We start from the raw sequence: 23,045 nt of genomic DNA, 5'->3' as shown, positions 1-23,045 counted from the left end.
TTTTGTTAGATGTGCTAAATGATTATATTTTTTTCTGAAAAATACAATTTTACTGATATTATAATATTATATTTCAAATAGTGTTTTATGTTGTATTTATGAGTGTTGGCAAAACTAAAGAAGTTATTGATAAGAATATTCTTGAAGGAACTAGATATTTTATTTCATTAGTGGAGCTTGGCTCATATACAGCTGTTAAAAATTTTTATGCTGTAGAGATAAGTACTGTTAGAAGTAAACTAGAAATTTTAGAAAGCTATTTAGGCATTAAGCTAATACAGACTAATAGTAATAAAATAGAAATAACAAAAGATGGTAGAAAATATTATGCATCTTGTCATAGGTTATATACTGATTTAGAGAATAGTATTCTTAGTAGCAAATATAACGGTATTGACAATTTAAAGTATATCCGTGTTTTTGGTACAAGATTCTTTATAAATTATTTAGCTCAATGTATACATAAGATAGATGAAGCAGGTAAATATACTTTTACTTTTGATAGCTATTTGTTGTACCACTCATCTAGTTATTTTTATCAATTAAGTAATTATGACATTGCCATTGTGACATCTGGAGATTTAGAAAAAATAGATCAAGATCGTTGGATGGTTTGTGCAACAATTGATTCAGTAAATTTACCGTCTAAGATTTATTTAAGTGAAAAGCTTATTGAGCAGTATGATCTTAAGGATAAACCTACAAATATATTTAAAGTTCCTTTTATTTTTCGTAGGGATAATCTGGCACATAATCTAACAATTAATGTCGATGGAAAAGAAATAAGTTCACCAATAAAGCATTTAAGATATATTGTTGAGGATGATAATCAGAAGGTGGCGCTTATTGAAAAAGGCTTGGGTGCTGGAATCTTATTGGATAATTATAATCAAATTATTGATTCATCTATTACAGCACTAGAGGGTGTAACAACAGAAACATTTCATGATAAGCAAACAGTTATTATTTCAAAATATATTGATAATAGAACTAAGATTATTGAGTTTTTAAGAGAACAGGCAGCTCAATATGTTAAAACTATTCTGGGACAATAGTTTTTTAAATAAAAATATTAATGCAGTCATTTAAAAAGAGATAACCTTTACCTGTTGGTTTGATATGGTTGTTAGATTGTTCAAATAAACCTTTATCTATACCAATTTGTAATTTATTCCAAATGATGTCTCGTGATAAAAAAGTTTGCTTTTCAAAGTTTTCTAGATCAAAACCATCTCGTAATCGTAAAGCGTTTAGCATAAATTCATAAATTAAATCATCTTGTGTAACTATATTTGAGTCTTTAATTAAACTATCAGCTTGAGAGTATATTTTTGGATGCTTATGTTTCCAAACTCTTTTTATTTGTTTAGTTTTAAGATTTGTAATCTTGCTATGCGCCCCTGCACCGATGCCAATATAGTCGCCGAAGTTCCAGTAGTTTGAATTATGAATAGATCTGAGATTATTTTTTGCATAAGCTGAAATTTCGTATTGATCATACCCAGCTTGCTGAAGAAGTTTTTTACCAGCTATTTCGATATTCTCTAATGTTTCTTCATTTGGAAGTATTGGTGGCTTTGCTGCAAAAAGCGTATTTGGTTCAATAGTTAACTGATACCATGATATATGTGTAGGTTGCATTGCAATTGCTTGAGATATATCAAAGATTCCATCTTCTAAGTTTTGATTTGGTAGACCATGCATTATATCAATATTGAAGTTTGATATTTTTGAATTCTTGATTTCTTCAATAGTTGTATAGACATTTTTACAATTATGAATTCTTCCAAGAATTTTTAGTTTATCATCTTGGAAGCTTTGTACTCCAAGAGATATACGGTTGATACCAATATCTGCATAACTTGAGATTGATCCTCTCTCAACAGTACCAGGATTCATCTCTAGAGTTATTTCACAGTTTGGGCTAATATTTGCATTTTGTTTAATGTGTTCAAGGACTTTGCCAAGATATTCAGGCTTAAAAAGAGAGGGTGTACCACCACCAATAAAGATGCTAATAATTTCTCTATTTTGTAAATCATCCAAATGGGTGTCAAAGTCAGATATAAGTTTTTTATAGTACTCTGTTGATAAGTAAGAATCATCTTTTACAGCGTGAGAATTAAAATCACAATATGGACATTTACGGACACACCATGGAAAGTGGATATATATAGAAATTTGTTTATCTATTTCAAACATATTAGTATTAGGCCTTAAATATTAAAAATTTACTCACTACAAAAGTATATACTGCGACAATTGCCATTGTGATAAATAATGCTAGTAAATATTGTATATGTAAAAGGTGTAGCAGTATGTAGTAAATAGATTCATTTAAAATTAGACCTATCATAACATTTATAAAAAATTGAGTGGCGGCTTTTTTGTGGGATTGTGTAGTTGTTGAGAATGTTAGAAATCTGTGACCAAAATAACTAACATTGAAGGCTATTAGGAAAGCAAAAAAGTTTGCAATTAGAGGGTTAAAAACTCCTAACTCAACAAGGATCCATACAATTACAAAGTTGGTTATAGAAGCCAAAATACCTACAATAAGGAATAAAGAAATTTGTTTTTTTATCATTGTTTATGGAGTTTTGTAACAGTTGTTTATATTATAACTGTTAGATAGGATTTTATAAGGGAATTTATTATGGAAATAACAAAGCATCAATTAGGTATAACAGAAGATTTAACATCGTCAGCTTTATATATGATGTTTAATATCAGAAAAGAAGGTGACATAAAGTTTGGCTTAAAAATTTTACAAAGATTTGTCGATGGTAAAAGTGTAGTTGCTGGTTTTGGTAATGACCTATTAAAAATGTTTGACATACCAAAAGATGAAATTTATCAAAGAACTAAGTTTGATAATGAAAGAATGTCTGACGCTGATGGCTATGATTTAGTTTTATGGTTGAAAAATGATGATAATGGCGAGTTATTTCATAGTGCTATAGCTATTAGAAAGGCTCTTGAAGACTACTTTGACTTACAAAAAACTATTAGAGCATTTACATACCGCAAGAAGTATGACTTAAGTGGCTTTGAAGATGGGATTGAGAATCCAAAAGGTGATGAAGTAACTCCTTCGTCTATTATTTCTGAAGGTGAATTAGAAGGTTCTAGTTTTTGGGTGCTTCAGAAATGGTTACATGATTTTGATTGGTTAAATAGAGTTAGCCAAAATGAAAAAGAAGAGTGTATTGGAAGATCGTTAGATGATTCTCATCAATTTGAAAATCTAAAAGATTTTGCTCATGTAAAAAGATCAGCAAAAGAAAACTTCTCTCCAGAAGCACAAATATTAAGAAAATCTATGCCTTGGGCAGATGATCAGCTAAATGGTGGTTTTATGTTCTCTGGGTTTGCCACATCATTTAGATCTTTTAATCTACAAATGGGTAATATGCTTGGTGGGGATGATGGTATTGTAGATGGTGTGTTTAAGTTCTCAAAAATTATTGAGACTAGTTATTTGTGGTGTCCACCTTTTAAAAAGGGTAGATTGGATTTGTCCCTATAAAGTTTTGGCATAATACTATATTCAGGTCTTCTCGTTAAGGAACTATATATATTGGTTCATATTTGAAGTACTTTAAATCTTTATTTTTACTGTCATTAATGATTTTTGAACTTCTGAGTTTAGTATTTTGTGGTAAATAAGCATAAAATGAAACTATGTAAAAATGCAAAAAAAAGCAATTTAAGGTTGACAAATTCTTTTCTATTTGGTTATTATTAATATTGCTTTAGTAAAAAAATATAAACATGAAAGGAGAATTTATATGAAAAAAGCACTTAAAACCATAAGTATATTAGCGGCGACTGTAGCTTTAGGTGTAGCGCTTTCTAGCTGTACTGATGATGCAACTGCTCGTGATAGTATTACACTAACAGGTACATACAATGGTACTGGAAGTGGTACACAAGGTGGTTGGTCTTGGAATATTACGAGTTCAAAGGCAACTATTACTTGCCCATCAGGAACTTTTATACCAAATGCTATAAGAAATAATCCTCCGGTTGCTGGAGATATGACTGAATATACATATGGAGGAGACACAGCAACAGGAAGTGCTCTAGATTTGGATACTAGTACTTCTCCAGTATCGGTCATTGGAGCGATTCCTATACCATTAGTATCAGGAGAAACAGCTGATATAACTAATGGTCCAAGTATTGTTGACATGGTATGCGTTCCTGCTGCATCTGTAGATAATTTTACTGCTTAATTTAAAAAAAATCTTTTATCATCTTCTTAAAATCTTTATTTATATACAAATCTGCCTTAACAGGGTAAAATACATTAGTATTTTGCAAAATTAATTAGTATCTACGGAGGTTAAAGCATGTCTGATATTAAAAATATCACTAAGCTTCAGATAGAGGACAAAGGAAATAAATATTCTCTATATAGCTTAAAGAAACTTTCTCAGGAACTTGGTAAGGATGTAAATCGTCTTCCATACTCAATAAGAGTACTACTTGAAAACCAACTAAGAAATATTGATGGTTATAAAGTAAAAGAAGAAGATATGCACAAAGTTCTAGGTTGGGATGCAAAAGCTAGTTCAAGGCCAGAGATTCCACATATGCCAGCACGTGTTGTGATGCAGGACTTCACAGGTGTGCCAGCGGTTGTAGATCTAGCCGCAATGAGAAAGGCTATCAAAGATGCAGGTGGCGATGCTGATAAGATTAACCCTCTTGTAGATACAGCTATGGTTATCGACCACTCTGTACAAGTAGATTACTATGGTACAAAGACAGCTTTAGCTCAAAACGTGGCGAAAGAATTTGAAAGAAATGGTGAGAGATATAGTCTGCTTAAATGGGCTCAAAAAGCATTTGATGATTTCACAGTTGTACCACCTGGGATGGGTATTATTCACCAAGTAAACTTAGAGTATCTTGCAAAAGGTGCTTTGGTTAAAAACATCGATGGTGAAAATGTAATATATCCTGATACTTTAGTAGGTACTGACTCACATACTACTATGATCAACGGCGTTGGTGTTGTAGGCTGGGGTGTAGGTGGTATCGAAGCTGAAGCTGTAATGCTTGGTCAACCATACTATATGGTACTTCCTGATGTAGTAGGTGTGAAACTTACTGGTAAGTTAAAAACTGGTGTAACGGCTACTGACCTTGTACTTGAGATTACAGAAGTTCTAAGAAAGCATGGCGTAGTTGGTAAATTTGTTGAATATTATGGTGAAGGTTTAGAAAGCTTATCTCTACCTGATAGAGCTACTATTGCAAACATGGCTCCAGAGTATGGTGCAACTATTGGCTTCTTCCCTGTTGATGAAGTTACTTTAGACTTCTTTAATAATACAAACCGTGGTGAGCTTGTAGATGCTGCACGTGAAATGTATAAAGAACAGTTACTCTTTAGAGAAAACCCAGCAGAAGAGCCTGAGTACTCTAGTATAGTTGAAATTGATTTATCAAATATCGAATCAAACCTTGCAGGTCCAAAGCGTCCTCAAGATAGAGTCGCTTTCCATGATATGAAAAAAGCATTTGCAGAAGCTTTAGTTCATGAGCAAGGCTTACATGGATTTGGCTTAACTGATGAGCAATTACAAAAATCAGCTGAAGTAAAAGGTCTTGGTGAAACAATCACTCATGGCTCACTTGCTATTGCTGCAATTACATCATGTACAAACACTTCAAACCCATCATTACTTTTAGGTGCTGGTCTATTAGCTAAAAAAGCAAATGAAAAAGGTCTTAAAGTTAAACCTTTCGTGAAGACTTCTTTAGCGCCTGGGTCACAAGTCGTAACTCAATATCTTGAGAAAGCAAACCTACTCCCAGAGCTTGAGAACTTAGGCTTTAACCTTGTAGGTTATGGTTGTACTACTTGTATTGGTAACTCTGGCCCTCTTGATGAGCCAGTTGTTGATGCTATTAATGAAGCAGATCTTGTAGTAGCCTCTGTAAGCTCTGGTAACCGTAACTTTGAAGGGCGTATTAATCCTCATGTTAAGGCAAACTATCTAGCTTCTCCTATCCATGTAGTAGCTTATGCTCTTGCTGGGTCAGTTGATTTTGATCCTGTTGAAGATGCAATCGGTGTTGATGCAGAAGGTAATAATGTATTCCTTGCTGATATATGGCCAACTACAGAAGAGATTGCTGCTATTCAGTCAGATGTAATCAATTCGGCTATGTTTGAGAAAGCTTATGCAACTGTACTTGATGGTACAGAGGATTGGCAAAAACTAAATGCTCCTGAAGGCAAGCTATATGAGTTTGATAATTCATCTACATATATTCAATGCCCAAGTTTCTTTGAGAAGTTCGCAGAAGGTAATGATGATTTAGATATCAAAGGTGCGAGAACTCTACTTATGTTAGGTGATTCTGTAACTACAGATCATATCTCACCTGCTGGAGCTATTCCAGAAGAGTATCCTGCTGGTCAGTATCTAAAATCACATGGTGTTGAGAAAGCAGACTTTAACTCTTATGGTTCTCGTCGTGGTAACCATGAAGTTATGATGAGAGGTACATTTGCGAATATCCGTATCCGTAACTTGCTACTAGATAATGTTGAAGGTGGCTTCACGAAGTATCACTTTGATGGTTCACAACAGTATGTATTTGATGCTGCTATGAAATATAAAGAAAAAGGTGTGCCTTTAGTTATATTAGCAGGTAAAGAGTATGGTACAGGTTCATCACGTGACTGGGCGGCTAAGGGTACTTTCCTTTTAGGCGTGAAAGCAGTTATTGCTGAGAGCTATGAGAGAATCCATAGATCTAACCTTGTGGGTATGGGTGTATTACCGTTACAGTTTATGAATGGCCAATCTGCTAAAACTCTAGGGTTCGATGGCTCTGAGATGTTTAATATCAAAAATATAAATGACATTAAGCCACGTCAGACTGTAATAGTTGAAGCTGTTCATCCAAAAACTGCACATACTACAACATTTGAAGCTTTAGCTCGTCTAGATGCTGATGTGGATGTTGATTATCTAAAGAATGGTGGTATTTTACAAACTGTTCTTAAAGATATGATGGCAGGCTCAGCAAAAGGTGAATCTAAAAAGTGTCCTGTAAATCATGATAAAGAAGAAACATCTTGCCCATTTGCTAAAATGGCTAATTTCTTTAAGAAACTATTTAAGTAGTTAATCTATATATTTTATTCAATTCTCTATTTTTTTTATTAGTTAATAGTGATAAAGTTTTACTATCACTATTAATCTAAATTTATTCTTTTATATGATAAGAAAATTACTAACGCTATGTGTGCAAAAAAAAGCATCAGATTTACATCTATCTTCTGGTTGTAAAGCTAAATATAGAATAGATGGTGATCTTGTAGATATTGAATCATCTCCAGTTCTTAATGATAAAATTATCTCGCAAATGTTATTAGAAATAATGACTGATGATCAAAAAGAAGAACTTATTGAAACTTATGAATGTGATTTCTCGATAGATGATAAAGATAATGATGCTAGATTTAGGGTGAATGCTTTTTTCCATAATCGTGGTTATGGTGCGGTATTCCGTAGATTAGAGAATACTATTCCAACATTAGATCAATTTGGCGCCCCGAAGATTTTAAAGAGTGTGCAAGCTAAGCAAGGTGGTCTAATCCTTGTAACAGGACCTACTGGTTCTGGTAAAAGTAGTACATTGGCAGCATTAGTGAATGAGATAAATCAAAAAGAAGACTCTCATATTCTAACAATTGAAGATCCTGTAGAGTTTGTCCATGTAAGTCAAAGAGCTCTTGTAAACCAACGTGAAGTTAAAAGAGATACAAAAAGCTTTAATGCAGCTCTAAAATCGGCACTAAGGGAAGATCCAGATTGTATTCTTGTTGGTGAGATGCGTGACTTAGAAACAATTCGTTTAGCATTAGAAGCAGCTGAGACAGGACACTTAGTTTTAGGAACCCTACATACTATGTCAGCAATTAAAACAGTAGATAGAGTAATATCGGTATTTCCTCCAGCTGAGCAGGAGCTTGTACGAAATATGCTTGCTGAATCATTACAGATTGTAATATCTCAGCGTCTACTTAAGCGTAAAGGTGGTGGTCGAGTAGCAGGGTATGAAGTTCTTATATCTAACTCAGGTATAAGAAATATGATTAAAGAAAATAAGCTTTCTCAAATTTATACAGCATTACAAACTGGTACTTCTAAAGGTATGGCGACAATGGAGCAAAGTATTGAGAACCATCTAAAAGCAGGGGTAATAACGCCTGAAGAAGCTTCTAAATACATTGTGGTAAGGTAGTAAATGTGAAAGTTTTAAAATATCTTTTTCTGCTTATACTTTTAATAGGTTTAACTTCTTGTAAAAGTGATTATATCTCACAAGAGGTTCAACCAAAAAATACTACTAATCAGGTTCAAAAGAATAGTAATACTAAAGTAGATTTAGCTAGCATCACTGATCAAAATAAAAAATATAAAGGTGATTTTTGTGTATGGCTTATACCTGATAATAAAAATTATAAGGTTTTAGAAGATGTCATTAAAGATATTGCAAATACTCAAAAATCGTCTTCATTTAAACCACATCTTACATTGTTTTGTGGAAATAATAAAAATTTACCTAGTTTGGAAAAACAATTTGAAAATACTTTCAAGAATGAAAAGATATTCTCTATTGATATAGGTAAACCTCAAATGGGAGAAAGATTTTCAAATAAGCTTTACCTTCCTGTTGAGGATAATGGTACTTTAGAAAAATTCTTCTTGAAAGCACAGAAACTTGATGGTGGGAGTGAATATGCTTTTGATCCGCATATTAGTGTATTTTATGGCGAAAAAATACCTTACAGTATAATAGATATTCCTAAGAAATATTTATATATGTTAGATAATCCTAAAGTTCAAAAAGTTGCTTTGATTAGTAATGAATGTGCTTCTGAAAATTACACTTGTACTCGTAATATTATAAAAAGTATAAAGCTTTCTTAATTTAGTAGCTTAATTTTTCTTTAGTTTTGCCCCTGAAGATATAATAAGCATAGCCTGTATATAAAAGTAATAGAGGTATCATTGTCACAGCAGGTAGCAATGTAAAGAGTAGAGTTGTTCTACTGGCTTGAGCCTCTATATATGTCAATTGATATGGAATTATATAAGGAAAGATAAGAGTCAGCATACTAATAAATGTAAAAATAAATATCGCCACAGTTAGCCAGTATGGTAAAGCATGATTTTTAGAGTCGATAAACTTATATAATATATAAAAACTTATAATAGTAAGTACTAGTAGCTCCATCAAAACTGCCATTTTAAAGATATTAGTCCATGGGATATTTACATAAAGTGGGGTTATGATACCGATTATGAACATCATAATAACTAATATACGACATGTTGCTTTAGTTATCTTTTGAGCTTTGCGATATAGATCTCCTTCAGTTTTTAGTATAAGTCTTGTAGCACCTAAAAGCACATAACCAAAGATTAATGCTAACCCAGTTAAACATGAGAATATAAATCCATATAATGGGCTATGAGGAAAACCAATAATAAGCTGACCAACTATAAATCCTTCAAGGAATGTAGCTGCTAGTGATGATATGAAGAAAAGTTTATCCCAGTTTTTGATGCCTGTTTCAGTAGCTTTTAGCCTGAACTCAAAGCATATACCTCTAAGTAACAACATAACTACTAGTAGCACTGCAGACATATAAATCTTAGGAAATATATATGCAAAAGCTATTGGAAACATTCCGTAGAAACACGCAAGCGAAAAAACTAACCATGTTTGGTTACCATCCCAAGTTGGCAAAAGCACGCTTGTAGCAATATCTCTTTCTTTAGTGTCAAAAAATGGGAATAAGATCGCCACACCAAGAGCAAAACCATCAAGGATTACATATAAAAGTAAACCAAATGCTATTATACCTAGCCAAATTAAACCTAAATCCATGATTTACTCCTTATTGTTTGTAGTTTTTTCAACAGACTGGAAGTATGAGTAAGGCATACGCTGTTCGTCAACATTTCCAGGACCACTTTTTATTATCTTGATCAGATATTTAAAATAGAAATATCCAAATATAATAAAGTACACTAGTATAATTGAGCCTAAAGATAAAAATACTTGCCAGACGTTAATATCGCTCGCAGAGTATTGGGTTTTGAGTATTCCATATACAACCCAAGGTTGACGACCAAACTCAGCTGTAAACCAGCCTGTAATAATTGCTACAAAACCAAGTGGAGTTGCTAATCTGCATATCCATAGAAACCATTTTTGATTGTAGATGCGCTGCTTAACTAATAGTAGTGAGCCTACTACTCCAATAAATACCATTAGTAAGCCAATGCCAACCATAATTCTAAAACTGTAGAATACTACAGCTACTGGAGGCCTATCTTCTTTAGCTACTGATTTTAGCCCAAGCATCTCACCATCTACTTTGTGAGTGTTTATCAAAGATGCAAGCTTAGGTATCTCTATTGAGAAGAGGTTTTTCTCCTGAGCTTCGCTAGGGTAGGCAAATAATACTAAAGGTGCTCCTTCTTGAGTATCCCAAACACCTTCCATAGCTGCAGTTTTAAGAGGTTGATGCTTATGTACTTCTAAGCCAACTTCATCACCCACAAATAGTTGTCCAAAGCTAAGTACCAATATCGAAAGTAATGAAAATTTAATACAAGTTTTTGCAAAAGGATGAAATTCATTTATTAATACATAGTAACAACTCACACCAAGTATAACCATAAGTGTACTTAAGTATGCTGCCATCAACATATGTATGAATCGAGGTATTACAGACGGATTAAAAATAACATGAGCCCAATCGTATACTTGAAACTCATCATTTATAAATTTTGCTCCATCTGGGGTTTGCATCCAAGAGTTTGCTGACAGTATCCAAAAGGCTGATAGAGTGACACCTAAAAATATTACGAAAGTTGCTGAAAAATGAATATATTTGTTTATTTTGCCCCAACCAAAGATCATGATTCCAAGAGCACCTGCCTCAATAAAAAATGCAGTTAAGACTTCATAGGTAAACAATGATCCTAATACAGGTCCTACTTTTTCAGCAAAACCAGCCCAGTTAGCTCCAAGCTGGAATTCCATAACGATACCTGAGACAACCCCCATACCGAATGTCAGAGCAAATATTTTTGTCCAAAATTTGACAATAGATAGGTATTTGTCATTTTTTGTGATAAGCCATAAAGCCTCAAATATCATTAGGAATGTAGCAAGCCCAACACTAAATGCTGGAAATAAAATATGGAAGCTTACTGTAAATGCAAATTGTATTCTCGATAGAATCTCAACCCAGTACATAAGATAACCTCTTTACGTTTAGTTTTTAAAATTAGCCTTTTTAAAAAGACTTAGTTATTTAGCTGGGAGAGCAATTTTTAACTAACTTTTCTATTTATGAATGTTGTCATAATCACTAACCTAGTGCAAGCATATTTGGCAAGATTACTAAAATGTAATGTTTTTAATTAATAACTTCCTAATATACTATATTAGTATAAGGCTAAGGAGGTTTATTATGAAGATATTAATAGCAGGTGGTTCAGGATTTGTTGGACGAGGACTATCTAAATATCTAAGTAAGAATCACCAACTAACTCTTTTGAGCCGATCTAACGAGTTAGAGCTTGGCTTTTTTGATGATTTGGTGACATGGGCAGAGTTAACGGAGGATTCGATTGCTAAGTACGATATAGTTATAAACCTTTGTGGTTACAATATTGGCGAGAAGCATTGGAGCAAATCTGTAAAAGAGAAGATTATATCAAGTCGAATAGAGCCTACAACTAAGCTAGTCAAGCTAATAGGAAACAAAGATATTTGGTTAATCAACGCTAGTGCTATTGGGTTTTATAATTTTTCTGATATAACTCAAGATGAAGATAATCATGATAGAAAATATGATAGTTTAACTTTTGGGCAAGAAGTAGTTGATAAATGGGAGACGTGCCTAGTTGACTCTCCTCTAAAGTATTACACAATATTGCGTTTTGGAGTAGTTATCGGAAATGGTGGAGTGCTTGAAAAGATGATAATGCCTGCTAAATTTGGCTTTTTAACTAAGTTTGGTGAGGGAAATAACTACATGACTTGGGTTAGCTTACATGATTTATGTAGAGCTTTTGAATTTGTTATCGATGAACAACTTAAAACAAAAGACGTATATAACTTGACAGCACCAGAAGCTTGTCAGCATAGGAAGTTTGTTGAGCTTTTGCAAAAATATATGGCTAAAAAATGGGTTATAAAAATACCGGAGTATGCTATCAAGTTTATGTTTGGTCAGATGGGAAAAGAGCTTTTATTGTCTAGTCAAAATATTAAACCTGCAAAATTACAGTCAGAAGGGTTTGAATTTGAAGATATTAATATAGAAAAAGCTCTCGAAAGGTATGTTTAGTCTTCTTGTTTTTGGTCCATTGGTATTTTGACAGTTACTGTAATACCTTTTTGGTCAGTATTATTCTTAGCAAAAACTTTACCATGATGAAGTCTGACAATCTCCGTTACAATTGCTAGTCCAAGACCACTACCTTCTTGATTAGTTCCAGTCTCACGGTAGAACCTATCAAATATACGATCAATATTTTCTGGAGGTACACCAATACCGTTATCTTTGATTTCAACAACTATGCAATTATCTTCCTCGTATGAGTAAATCTCAACAAGGCCACCATTTTGAGTGTATTTAATAGCATTTGAAATAAGATTCTTGAATAATATTCCTAGTAAATAATCATTGCTATAACAATATAACTCTTGTTCACAAGGGTGGAATGATATTTCAATATCTTTCTCTATTGCTTTGATTGCGTTATCTGCGATAAAAGTTTCTAAAACTTTATTTATCATAAGCTTTTTACCAAATGTTATTTGTTCATTTGGTTGAATTCTACTTAAGGTAAGTAATTGGTCAATAATGCGTGAGTATCTGTTACTAGAGCCTTTTATTTTTTCTAGTTTTTGTTTGATTTCATCAATATCGTCAGATGCTAGAGCAATTTCAACGAGTGTTTTAATACCTGCTACAGGGGTTTTAAGTTCGTGAGCTGCATCACCAGAAAAGCGTTTTTCTCGTTCAAGAGTTTGATTAAACTTTTCTATTAAGGTGTTAATTTGTTCAACAATTGATTTTATCTCATATGGAATAACATCTTCTTTAAGCTTTTCATTTTTACGAGGATTAATTCTTGCTACTCTCCTATTAATTCTTTCTAATGGATGAAGAGCTGTTTTTAATATGTAATAAATAAAAGCAATTAGTATGATATAGGTTGAAGCTAGAAGTATTGCAAACTTAAAAATTATTTGGCGAGATATTTTATCTTTAACAGCATTATTTGCAAATACTGTGATCAGATCTCCATTGTCTGTTTTTAAGGTGTAAGTGTACCAATGTTTTTGATTACCATCATCATCTGTATATACCCATTCAAAACCTGTTGTTGATGTAATTCCATCATAGTTTTTATGGAAAATTGGGAGATTGGATGTTTTTAAAAGCAATTTTTTATCTTTACGGTCATATACTATGAATCCAACACTCTCATTGTAGTTTTTAATATTAAGAAAGGATGTTGAGATTTTATTTACTATCATATGTGTAGTATTTTCATCATCCTCTAAAGGGTAGATTTTAAGAACAGTTTCAATAACTTGAGCAGCAGTTTTTAGTTGATAATCAAATAGTGCATCATTTTGATGTTTAACTTGGTAAAAGCTAAATATAGATATTACAAGCATAAACACAGCAAAGAAGCTTGCAAATGAAACGACTAAAAAACTTAATATAGAACCTTCTTTTTTCTTTTGAAAAAGCATATTTTTATAAACTTATTTATTTCTATAGGACATTATAAAGAATTTTGAATTTTATTATTAGTTTTATAGTTGTTATAATCATCGATAATAATTATAAATAATAAGTAAAACATAGTTTTTAATCGATTAAATGATAGATATATTTAAACCTTTTTATACAAAATATTATGAATGTGCCACCTTGAGTTTCTATACAAAGGAGGACCTTAGGTTTGATTTGGTTATAACGTGCCCTCATGCTGAGCTTGGCGATAATTTTGTTGAATTTGATTTTCCTGCGATAGGTCAGCTTGTTAAGTTAAATAAAGAAGAATTCAAAGACTTCCTTTCAATTGAATATGATTTTGGCACGCACTCTTTAAGTAATGCTATAGCTCAAAAGTTATTTTCTAATTATGGAATCTGTACTTTGATTGTTGAGCCTACTTTTCCTCGTTCTATATTGGACGCTGGCAGGCTTTATCCTAATTGTATTAGAAACATTATAGATTATGAGCAGCATCATGAGTTAAAAAATGCTTTAGTCAAATTATACGATGAGTATATGCAAAAATTGTGTCATGTGGTTGCTGTAGCAAAAAGTTATGATGCACTGTCAATAGATTTGCATACAATGTCTAGTTACTCTCCTAATGTCATACAAGAGAGATATTCTGAAGCAATTAATGAAACCCCTAATACATTAACCGATTATATAGATTTATATAAAAATGCCCATCTAGAGGGAGAGAAAAGAGTTTTAGAACTTTTCACAGGAGATACTCGTAATGGAATATTTGCCTCAAAAGAGCTTTTAATTTCTTTGACTCGAGAATTAAGATCAGCTGGGATTGATATTGAATTTGATAAGCCATATATATTGGCTGAGCACTTAACTGCTCATTATTTAGTGTGTGAATTAGAAACTGTATGTATAGATATTCCTAAGGATATCTTATCTAAGCTCACAACTGACGATAAGAATTATGATATTTCTAAATTAGAAGTTGATAAAGATAAGCTAGATAAGGTGTCGAATATCTTTGCTAGTGCTATTGCTAATACGCGTGAGTTAAAACAACAAAAGGGTGCATAATCAAATGACAATAAAAACAACAAATGTTATTTCTGAGAGAATATGGGGTAAAAAAGCTATCCACATTCCAAATACAACAGATATTTATGGAGCAGATCTTGTTAGCTCATTTGTAAATAAGTATGTGACCCGTACGCTATGTCTCTTAGCAAAAGATCATAAGATAATCCTTCCTAAAAAATCTAGACCTGAGGTGGAAAAGATAGTTGAGTATTTTAGAGAAATAGGTCTAAGCTATATTAGTATGAATAATTTTATATTTGTTGATAAGCTTATGGAGCATTATAGACTTTCAACAATAGTTATGAATTATGCTGATCAAATCCCTGAATTTAGTGATTCTGAATACACGCATTTAGTACCATTTACAGCGGCAACAGCCATTGAGTTATTGGGCATAAAATATAAAAAAAACCATGGTTTACCAGAAGCTCTTTCTCAATTTTTAAATGATAAATCTTTTTTACGTCAGATGTTACATGATAAAGGCATATTAGTTCCAAGTGTAAATATAATCTCAACAGTTAGTGATGATGATTATGTTAAAAAAGCACTTAAAATATATAGAGATTATGAAAATAAAGGAGTCTATGAATGTGCCGTTATTATGCCAAGAGCTTGTTCTGGATATGGAATACATAGATTTGAGAGTGAAAAAGAGTTAAGAGATATCCTTAAACTTATGAGAAGGGTTGAAGTCTTTATGATAGATCCTTGGCTTGATAATCTTGGATCACCAGCTTTTCAAGTAAGTATCGCAGATAAAAAAGAAGATGATGTTTGTCTTGGTCTTAGTGATCAGATGTTAGATGGGCAGACTCATTTAGGTAATAAATATAAGTCAAAATTTAGTGATGAGCCTGCAGTTGTAGAAATGTGTGATCAGATGACAGAACTTCTACGTGAAATGGGTGTTAGAGGTATTGTTGGAGTTGATCTTTTAATTCGTCAAGTTAATGGCAAAATAGTACCTTATGTACTTGAAGTAAATGCTCGTCAAACAGGAGCTATATACGCAGGTTTTCTTGCATATGAATTACGTAATGGTGAGCATAAGCCTTGGGTTGGTCATAATAATGTTGTTGTGCCAAAAGGTTCAACAATTCATGATTATCATGATTATCTTAAATCAAAGGGAATTGACTATACATATGGTGATACTGAGGGTGTTATAATAACTTGCATAGGTAATCTTGAACTAAATAATAAAGTTATGATCTTAGCAATTGCAAATACGGATGAAAGACTGGAAGAGATACTTGAGATTGCCACATCCTTTGAATAATTTTGACAAATAAATCCTTCAGGTTTCAAATATTACATAAAGTTAATAAATAAAACTATTTGTTATCCTATATTTTTAATTCCATTATGTATAATTGAATTATTCATTGTTAAATGAGACTTTCGTTATGAATAAAATACCTATGGGCGTAAGTAGTTGTTTGGTTGGAAACAATGTTCGTTATAATGGTGGAAACTGCCATAAATCATATATAACCGGAGTATATGCAAATTATTTTGATTATAAAGTTGTATGTCCTGAAGTTGCTGCAGGATTGGGTGTCCCTAGACCAACGCTATTTTTGGTAGAGGATCTAAAGGGTAATCATCTTGTTAAGACAAATAAAACACATAAAGATGTAACTACAGATATAAACCTTGCTGTAAACAGGCTTATCTCAAAACTTGATACAATCTATGGATTTATTCTAAAGGCAAAATCTCCAAGTTGTGGAGTAGAAACTGCAAGGGTTTTTGATGAGGTGCATAATTATACAGGTAAAAAGACAGATGGATTATTTGTACAAGCTTTAAGAAAATATGATCCTTTATTACCTGTTGAAGATGATGGTAGGCTTACTGATAAAGCTTTACGCGATCACTTTTTGCGTAAAGTATTTTGTTATTATGATTTGAAAACTAGTTTTATGGCTTGTACAAATATTACAGAGATGATGGAGTATCATTCTAAGCATAAAGTACTACTTAGAATGCATAATAATAAGATGAAAAAAGTTCTTGGTAATATGCTTTCAGATGCTGGAAAAAAGGTAGATATTGAAGAAATAAAGCAAAAATATATTAGTCTTTTTATGCAGGCAATAGAAAAGCCTGCTAAACGAGGTTCTCATTATATGGCTTTACAGAATGTTTTAAGAGAGATTAATAAAAAAATATCGAAATCACAGCGACAATATTTACAAGAAGTACTTAATAAGTACAAAGATTGTAAAGTTTCTTGGGAGGTGCCTGTCGGTATTATAAGAATGTATCTTTTAGAGCTTGAATTGCCATATTTAAGTAAACAAAGTTATCTAAATCCTTATCCAGATGAATTGGTAGAAGCTAATTAAATATCAACATTTTTGGGTAATAAAAAACAAAGGGGAATACATATAAGGAATATAATAATAACAATACTTAGAGCATATTGAAAATCAATAATATTGTTATAACCATCATCAAGGTGTGTTGTCACATAGGTTAAGACATAGCCAATTACTGGTAATAATATTACAGCAAATAGGTTATTGATCATATTAACACCGGCAGTACTAGAGCCTGATGTTCCAGGAGGAGAGATGACTTTTGCGATAGTGAATGTAACAGCTTGAGGACCAGCCATAACCCCTAGCAACGTGTATAAACAAATAAAGTAAGTTTTGTTTAGATCTACAAAAAGTAATAAAAATATTATTGTAACGGAAAATATTAAGCTAAGAATTAACATTAACCTCAGTCTTGTAGTAAAAGCAGCAATAATACCAAATATAGCATAACCAATAGCAGCACCTATAAATAGTGTGGCATTTAGATTAGAAGCTTGTGTTTGGGTTATTTCAAGCTTATGTTGGATAAATGTGACTCCCCATAAAGATCCTAAGACATTTATTGGGATAAAGATACTTGCACCAATTAGACTAGCAGCCCAGAATTTATAATTTTTAAATATTTTTAAAACTTTTTGGATTGTCTCTGCAAAATTAGCTTCATTAAAGTGCCTAAATTTTTCGACATGCTTATGATTATCTTTTATAAATATAAGTACAAATATAAGCAGTCCTACACCAATGTATGTAAATACAGTATTACCTTCTCGCCATCCTAGAGAGTTAACTAAACTAGCTAGAACAGTATCTGTAACTAATCCTCCTAATATGCCTACAATGGTAGCAATTCCAATGAAAGTTGAGAAAAATCGTTGAGGTAGCCACATACCAGCCATTTTAGCTGCACCAACAAACCCAAAAGCTGAACCAACTCCCATCAAAATCCGACCCAGAAAGGCAACTTCATAGTAATTTGTAGCTGAAAATAAAAAATTTCCTATTACACAAAGCATTGTGGCAATAGCTATTACATATTTACGATTATATTTATCAATAATAACACCAGCGGGTATCTGCATTGTTGTATAAGCAATAAAGTATGCTGATGATAACCAACCAATAGATGCACTGTTTATTTTAAAAGCATCTATAAGTTCTTCGCTCATAACTCCGGGAGCAGCTCTTATAAAGAAATCATAACTATAGTTGAGAGTAGCTATTATACAGATTATCCAAGCAAAAAAGATTAAATGTTTAGATTTGGGTAGATGTGATTCATCCATAAAAGGATATCAGCCAAAATTTATTTATTATCCTTATAGGATAGCAGAAAGTGATACTCTATAAAATAGATTATATTTCAGTGTTTCTTGGTAGTAACATTGTAATTGGCAAGCAAATTATTAGAAGAACTATAATCACAGCTAAAGCATGATGATAGCTTGAGATTGTATATATGCTAGAGGAACCTTTTATAAAGGAGCCATATTTTACAAGTATATGACCTATCGCTGGTAATAGGATAACAGGGATCATGTTATTGATAAGATTGATTCCTGCTGTAGCAGAACCTGCAGTACCCTTTGGAGATATGAATCTACCGATTGCAAATGTTAAAGCTTCTGAGCCAGACATCAAACCTAAAAAGAAATATAACACTATAAAAGTTTTTAGGCTAATATCCATATAAAGCAAAATAGCTGAAATAACAACTAAAGAAAAAAGACTAATAGTTAACATTAATCTAAATCTGGTAGTAAAGATGCTTATAAGAGCGGCAAGACCAAATCCAATAGCTGTGCCTAAGAATAGGATACTGTTTATATAAGAGGCATAAGCTTCACTTAGTTGATATTTAGCCTGAATGAAACCTACTCCCCATAAAGATCCAAGGACATTAATAGGAATAAATAACGCAGCCCCAATAAGAGCGGCAGCCCAAAATTTATAGTTTGTGAAAATCCTAGCAACCATTTGAATGTTTTCAAGAAGGGAGGCGTTATTGATATGACTGTGCTGCTCTACAAACTTTTTATTATCTTTTACTAAAATAAAGACTAATAATAATATTGCTACACCAATATATGTAAATACTTCATTGCCTTGTCTCCAGCCTAAATCTCTAACAAGAGTTGAAAGGAAAGTATCAGTTACTAAACCACCTAAAATACCTATCATAGTTGCAAAACTAATAAATGCTGAGAAGAATCTTCTTGGTAGCCACATAGCAGCCATTTTAGCTGCTCCAATGAATCCGAAAGCAGACCCTATTCCCATGAAAATTCTACCTATAAAAGCAATTTCATAACTGTTGGTTGCTGAAAAAAGATAATTACCCAACACACACAAAAGAGTAGCTCCACCAATAACAAGTTTGCGATTATATTTATCTAGAATAATCCCTGCTGGAAGTTGCATAATTGTATATGAAATAAAGTATGCAGAAGAAAGCCATCCAATTTGAGTGGAGTCAATTTTAAAAGCTTCAGATAGGCTTTGTGCCATAACGCCAGGAGCTGCTCTTATAAAGAAGTCATAACTATAGTCAAGAGTTACAACAAGACAAATTACCCATGCCATAAAGATCATGGACTTTTTTGCTGGTAGATAAAAAGATTCGTTAGGCATTTGAATTTAAAACATTAAGTTGAAAGTTCAATTATAGTTTAGTTTTTATTGTGATTCAAATTATCTATTATTCTAGAGTATCAATGACTTTTTGTTGCTCGGCATCTATTTTTACTTGTCGTGATTTGTCACTGGCAATATACATATATACAACAGGTAATACAAACAGTGAGAAGATCGCACCAATAACCAACCCTGATGATATAACTACACCAATACAGTTTCTACTTACAGCACCAGCGCCTGAAGATGTTACCAGTGGTATTACACCAACAACCATTGCCGATACGGTCATTAAGATTGGTCTTAAGCGCTGTGATGATGATGTTACAATAGCGTCATATTTATTTAGACCTTCATGTGTTTGAAGGTGATTCGCAAATTCTACAACCATAATCCCTTGTTTAGATATAAGACCTATCAGAGTTACAAGCCCCAGTTGGGTGTAGATATTTAGAGATGCCCAGCTAGCACCCACATATTGCCCAACATAAAGAGGGATAAGTGCACCAGATATAGCCATAGGGATAGTAACTAATATCACAAGTGAATCTCTGAAGCTTTCAAATTGAGCAGATAGCGCTAAGAAGATTAGTACAATTGCAAAGGCAAATGCAATCATCATTGTATTACCATTTTCAATATATTGACGAGCTGAACCAGAGAAATTAAATGAGAAGCCTTCTGGTAACTCACCTTTAACAACACTTTGAACATAATCAATGGCTTGTCCTTGAGTCACTCCTGGAGACATAACAGCAGAGATTGTTGATGAGTTTAGCTGCTGGAATGTATTGAGTGTAAGTGGTTGACCTTTTGTTTCAAAGCTTACTAAAGCAGATAAGGGTAGCTCTGCATTAAACATATTGTCAATACTATCAGAGCGGATAAATATATTCCCCAATTGTTCTTGAGTTAGCATCTCATTACGAGCTAGCTGAGGTATTACTTGGAAGCTATATCCTTTTAAGAAGAAATAATTGATATATCCTCCAGCATAAGAATAACCAAGAGTCTTTGCAATATCAGACATATTGATACCCAAAATACCTGCTTTATCGCGATCTATACTTATATCAACAACAGGGTTATCAAATTTAAGGTCGCTTTGAGCAAATACAAATAGACCACTTTTTGTCATTTTGTCGATGATTTTGTTTGTTATCTCATCAATAGCTTCATAGTCATTAACAGATTGTATAACTAATGACAGTGGAGCACCTCTTGGAATCCCGGGTAGAGCAGGTTGTTGATATGTGTATGTTTGGATTCCAGGAAGATCAGTAACTTTTGCTTGAGCAATATTTGCAGCTTGTTGTTGAGATATTTCTCTGTCATCCCATGGTTTCATAATAAAACCACCAAAAATCACATTAGAGCCCATTACTCCATTAAGGATAAAAGTATCTTGTTTACCAGGAACCTCATCTAGAGTTGTAGCTAGTTTTTTACCAAATGCCTCTAAATAGTTAATGTTTGCAGATGATGGTGCTTGCCCCATAATTCCTAAGAAACCCATATCTTCATTTGGAGCTAATTCTGACTTGACTCCTTTACCCATTATGAAACAACTAGCTAGCACTATAAGCCCAACTATAGCTATGGCTGGCTTAATATCTAGGACAAATTCTAATATAGTCTTATATTTTGCAGTTAGTGAACTAAATAATTTATCAATAAACTTAACAAGTTTTGTGCTCATCATCTCTCGATTAAGAACTTTAGAGCATAGCATAGGAGAGAGCGTATATGCCACTATTCCAGATATTATTACAGCTCCAGCAAGAGAGTAGGCGAACTCTGTAAATAGTTGTCCTGTAAACCCTCCCATCATACCAATTGGAGCATATACCACAACTAGAGTTAAGGTCATTAATACTACAGGGTTAGCAACTTCTCTAGCACCTTTAATGGCGGCAGCAAAAGGTTCCATACCTTCTTCAATATGTCGGTAAATATTTTCTAAAACGACAATGGCGTCATCAACTACAAGACCAATTGCTAGTATCATAGCTAAAAGTGTTAGTAAGTTGATTGAGAAACCCATAAGACTCATTAAAAAGAAAGAACCTATGATTGATAATGGAATAGCAACAATTGGAACGATAATAGCCCTAAATGACCCAAGGAACAAAAACATCACTACTGATACAATTATTACAGCTTCTAGCAAAGTATGTAAAACTTCTTCAATGGAAGCTTCAATGAATGTTGTACTGTTGTATGCAATATTAACATCTAAGCCGTTTGGTAGAGCTGCTTTAATATTTGGTAATTCTTTAACTAATCTATCAACAACATCTAGAGGGTTTTCCTCTGGAGAAACAACAGCACCAGCAAGTACCGCATTTTTACCATCAAAATATACCGAAGAGTTATAGTCTTGGGCACCAAGCTCTACTTTAGCAACATCTTTTAATCTTACAACTTGATTGTCACTCTTTTTGACGATTAGATTATTATACTCTTGAGATGTTGACATACTTGTTTCAGGATTTAGAGTATAATTCAAATATGGTCCTTGAATTTGCCCACCAGCCGATACTAAGCTGTTTGAACCTATTGATGTTGCTAGCTCAGCAGGAGTTATACCGTATTCAGCCATACGAGTCTTATTTGGATAAATACGCATTGCATACGGTTTGTTACCCCAAACATCAATTGAAGAGAGTCCACCTTGAGCTAGTAGTTTTGGAGTTAGTTCAGAGTTGATATATGCAGATATCTCCGAAGTATTCATGGTTTTACTAGTAAATGCTAGAATCAATGATGGAAAGTTATCAGCAGGGTTTAATTTAATAGCTGGAGAATAAGCATCTTGAGGAAGTTGGTTAAGTACGGAATTAACATTTTGGACAACTTCAGAGAGTACATCATTTGTGTTCTCACCAAGCTTAACATATACGGTAATTGTACTTGAACCAAGAGCAGATGATGACGTCATATAGTCAATACCTTTGGATGACCCAACAGCTGATTCTATTGGTCTGGTAACAAATGCCTGTATGGTGGCTGGATTAGCGCCAGGGTATGCTGTTGTAACAGTAATTGTAGCACTATCCATATAAGGATATTGTCTAACCTGTAAGCCAAAAAATGAACCAACTCCAACAACAATAATCATAAAGCTTATTGAAAGTGATAGAACTGGTCTTCTGATGAAGATATCAATAAGACGCATT

Annotated in this window: 18 protein-coding genes; 10 read left to right on the top strand and 8 right to left on the bottom strand. The window is 33.0% G+C overall.

The features are described 5' to 3' along the window. Positions 1 to 98 precede the first annotated feature (98 nt). Positions 99 to 1,055, top strand: coding sequence for a LysR family transcriptional regulator (locus QI37_RS05415; protein WP_040009257.1), 957 nt, complete (start codon positions 99 to 101; stop codon positions 1,053 to 1,055). Positions 1,056 to 1,059: 4 nt separating this feature from the next. Here QI37_RS05415 and hemW read toward each other — a convergent pair whose 3' ends face one another. Together hemW and QI37_RS05405 are read right to left on the bottom strand one after the other, a co-directional pair. Continuing rightward, positions 1,060 to 2,202: a radical SAM family heme chaperone HemW gene (gene hemW / locus QI37_RS05410; protein WP_040009256.1), complete on the bottom strand. Its 1,143-nt coding sequence runs from the start codon at positions 2,200 to 2,202 to the stop codon at positions 1,060 to 1,062. 7 nt (positions 2,203 to 2,209) lie between these two features. Further along, positions 2,210 to 2,587 carry a GtrA family protein gene (locus QI37_RS05405; protein WP_040009253.1) on the bottom strand — a complete coding sequence of 126 codons (378 nt, stop codon included), beginning with the start codon at positions 2,585 to 2,587 and terminating at the stop codon, positions 2,210 to 2,212. Between the two features lie 69 nt (positions 2,588 to 2,656). On the opposite strand from QI37_RS05405, the gene QI37_RS05400 reads away from it, so the two are divergent. The 5 genes from QI37_RS05400 to QI37_RS05380 all read left to right on the top strand — a co-directional run bounded on the left by QI37_RS05400 (position 2,657) and on the right by QI37_RS05380 (position 8,963). Then, entirely contained in the window at positions 2,657 to 3,529 is an 873-nt protein-coding gene (locus QI37_RS05400) for a Dyp-type peroxidase (RefSeq protein WP_040009251.1), read from the top strand. A gap of 262 nt (positions 3,530 to 3,791) precedes the next feature. Continuing rightward, complete coding sequence (locus tag QI37_RS05395; RefSeq protein ID WP_040009248.1) at positions 3,792 to 4,238, top strand: hypothetical protein; 447 nt, start codon at positions 3,792 to 3,794, stop codon at positions 4,236 to 4,238. A 117-nt stretch (positions 4,239 to 4,355) separates the two neighbouring features. Beyond that, a complete protein-coding gene (gene acnA / locus QI37_RS05390) occupies positions 4,356 to 7,151 on the top strand; it encodes an aconitate hydratase AcnA (protein ID WP_040009246.1) in 2,796 nt (931 codons plus the stop codon). A 94-nt stretch (positions 7,152 to 7,245) separates the two neighbouring features. Then, positions 7,246 to 8,274 carry a type IV pilus twitching motility protein PilT gene (locus QI37_RS05385; protein WP_040009244.1) on the top strand — a complete coding sequence of 343 codons (1,029 nt, stop codon included), beginning with the start codon at positions 7,246 to 7,248 and terminating at the stop codon, positions 8,272 to 8,274. A 5-nt stretch (positions 8,275 to 8,279) separates the two neighbouring features. Beyond that, a complete protein-coding gene (locus QI37_RS05380) occupies positions 8,280 to 8,963 on the top strand; it encodes a hypothetical protein (RefSeq protein ID WP_040009242.1) in 684 nt (227 codons plus the stop codon). Position 8,964: 1 nt separating this feature from the next. Here QI37_RS05380 and QI37_RS05375 read toward each other — a convergent pair whose 3' ends face one another. Both QI37_RS05375 and QI37_RS05370 read right to left on the bottom strand, forming a co-directional pair. Continuing rightward, on the bottom strand, positions 8,965 to 9,927 hold the full coding sequence (locus QI37_RS05375; RefSeq protein WP_040009240.1) for a cytochrome d ubiquinol oxidase subunit II: 963 nt from the start codon (positions 9,925 to 9,927) through the stop codon (positions 8,965 to 8,967). 3 nt (positions 9,928 to 9,930) lie between these two features. Then, positions 9,931 to 11,307: a cytochrome ubiquinol oxidase subunit I gene (locus tag QI37_RS05370; RefSeq protein ID WP_040009237.1), complete on the bottom strand. Its 1,377-nt coding sequence runs from the start codon at positions 11,305 to 11,307 to the stop codon at positions 9,931 to 9,933. 217 nt (positions 11,308 to 11,524) lie between these two features. Between QI37_RS05370 and QI37_RS05365 the strand changes: the two genes are divergently transcribed. Then, entirely contained in the window at positions 11,525 to 12,406 is an 882-nt protein-coding gene (locus QI37_RS05365; protein WP_040009235.1) for a TIGR01777 family oxidoreductase, read from the top strand. Here QI37_RS05365 and QI37_RS05360 read toward each other — a convergent pair. Further along, positions 12,403 to 13,827: a sensor histidine kinase gene (locus tag QI37_RS05360; RefSeq protein ID WP_040009234.1), complete on the bottom strand. Its 1,425-nt coding sequence runs from the start codon at positions 13,825 to 13,827 to the stop codon at positions 12,403 to 12,405. The genes QI37_RS05365 and QI37_RS05360 overlap by 4 nt on opposite strands. Before the next feature lie 130 nt (positions 13,828 to 13,957). Between QI37_RS05360 and QI37_RS05355 the strand changes: the two genes are divergently transcribed. From QI37_RS05355 to QI37_RS05345, 3 genes are all read left to right on the top strand, one after another. Next, positions 13,958 to 14,902: a hypothetical protein gene (locus QI37_RS05355; protein WP_040009233.1), complete on the top strand. Its 945-nt coding sequence runs from the start codon at positions 13,958 to 13,960 to the stop codon at positions 14,900 to 14,902. 4 nt (positions 14,903 to 14,906) lie between these two features. Beyond that, on the top strand, positions 14,907 to 16,187 hold the full coding sequence (locus tag QI37_RS05350; RefSeq protein ID WP_040009230.1) for an ATP-grasp domain-containing protein: 1,281 nt from the start codon (positions 14,907 to 14,909) through the stop codon (positions 16,185 to 16,187). Between the two features lie 127 nt (positions 16,188 to 16,314). Continuing rightward, positions 16,315 to 17,259, top strand: coding sequence for a YbgA family protein (locus tag QI37_RS05345; protein WP_040009229.1), 945 nt, complete (start codon positions 16,315 to 16,317; stop codon positions 17,257 to 17,259). Here the strand turns inward: QI37_RS05345 and QI37_RS05340 are convergent. The 3 genes from QI37_RS05340 to QI37_RS05330 form a co-directional block, all read right to left on the bottom strand. After that, positions 17,256 to 18,518, bottom strand: a complete 1,263-nt coding sequence (locus tag QI37_RS05340; protein ID WP_040009227.1) for an MFS transporter — start codon at positions 18,516 to 18,518, stop codon at positions 17,256 to 17,258. The two genes, QI37_RS05345 and QI37_RS05340, sit on opposite strands and share 4 nt — an antisense overlap. 70 nt (positions 18,519 to 18,588) lie before the next feature. Next, the gene (locus QI37_RS05335) at positions 18,589 to 19,863 is read right to left on the bottom strand and encodes an MFS transporter (RefSeq protein ID WP_040009225.1); all 1,275 of its coding nucleotides are present in this window, start codon (positions 19,861 to 19,863) and stop codon (positions 18,589 to 18,591) included. A 67-nt stretch (positions 19,864 to 19,930) separates the two neighbouring features. Continuing rightward, positions 19,931 to 23,044 (bottom strand): efflux RND transporter permease subunit, encoded by a 3,114-nt coding sequence (locus QI37_RS05330; RefSeq protein WP_040009224.1) that lies wholly within the window; start codon positions 23,042 to 23,044, stop codon positions 19,931 to 19,933. Position 23,045: the final 1 nt, after the last annotated feature.

The sequence above is a fragment of the Candidatus Francisella endociliophora genome (assembly GCF_000764555.1).
GTDB classification, from domain to species: domain Bacteria; phylum Pseudomonadota; class Gammaproteobacteria; order Francisellales; family Francisellaceae; genus Francisella; species Francisella endociliophora.
This window is presented reverse-complemented; position numbering and strand designations above follow the sequence as displayed.

Excerpts from the sequence above, each read along its gene's own strand:
- QI37_RS05400 (WP_040009251.1), top strand. The coding sequence starts at position 2,657 with ATGGAAATAACAAAGCATCAATTAGGTATAACAGAAGATTTAACATCG.
- QI37_RS05370 (WP_040009237.1), bottom strand. The coding sequence starts at position 11,307 with ATGTACTGGGTTGAGATTCTATCGAGAATACAATTTGCATTTACAGTA.
- QI37_RS05385 (WP_040009244.1), top strand. The coding sequence starts at position 7,246 with ATGATAAGAAAATTACTAACGCTATGTGTGCAAAAAAAAGCATCAGAT.
- QI37_RS05335 (WP_040009225.1), bottom strand. The coding sequence starts at position 19,863 with ATGCCTAACGAATCTTTTTATCTACCAGCAAAAAAGTCCATGATCTTT.
- QI37_RS05395 (WP_040009248.1), top strand. The coding sequence starts at position 3,792 with ATGAAAAAAGCACTTAAAACCATAAGTATATTAGCGGCGACTGTAGCT.
- QI37_RS05405 (WP_040009253.1), bottom strand. The coding sequence starts at position 2,587 with ATGATAAAAAAACAAATTTCTTTATTCCTTATTGTAGGTATTTTGGCT.
- QI37_RS05415 (WP_040009257.1), top strand. The coding sequence starts at position 99 with ATGAGTGTTGGCAAAACTAAAGAAGTTATTGATAAGAATATTCTTGAA.
- QI37_RS05345 (WP_040009229.1), top strand. The coding sequence starts at position 16,315 with ATGAATAAAATACCTATGGGCGTAAGTAGTTGTTTGGTTGGAAACAAT.
- QI37_RS05360 (WP_040009234.1), bottom strand. The coding sequence starts at position 13,827 with ATGCTTTTTCAAAAGAAAAAAGAAGGTTCTATATTAAGTTTTTTAGTC.
- QI37_RS05350 (WP_040009230.1), top strand. The coding sequence starts at position 14,907 with ATGACAATAAAAACAACAAATGTTATTTCTGAGAGAATATGGGGTAAA.
- QI37_RS05330 (WP_040009224.1), bottom strand. The coding sequence starts at position 23,044 with ATGCGTCTTATTGATATCTTCATCAGAAGACCAGTTCTATCACTTTCA.
- QI37_RS05340 (WP_040009227.1), bottom strand. The coding sequence starts at position 18,518 with ATGGATGAATCACATCTACCCAAATCTAAACATTTAATCTTTTTTGCT.
- QI37_RS05375 (WP_040009240.1), bottom strand. The coding sequence starts at position 9,927 with ATGGATTTAGGTTTAATTTGGCTAGGTATAATAGCATTTGGTTTACTT.
- QI37_RS05365 (WP_040009235.1), top strand. The coding sequence starts at position 11,525 with ATGAAGATATTAATAGCAGGTGGTTCAGGATTTGTTGGACGAGGACTA.
- QI37_RS05355 (WP_040009233.1), top strand. The coding sequence starts at position 13,958 with ATGATAGATATATTTAAACCTTTTTATACAAAATATTATGAATGTGCC.
- hemW (WP_040009256.1), bottom strand. The coding sequence starts at position 2,202 with ATGTTTGAAATAGATAAACAAATTTCTATATATATCCACTTTCCATGG.
- acnA (WP_040009246.1), top strand. The coding sequence starts at position 4,356 with ATGTCTGATATTAAAAATATCACTAAGCTTCAGATAGAGGACAAAGGA.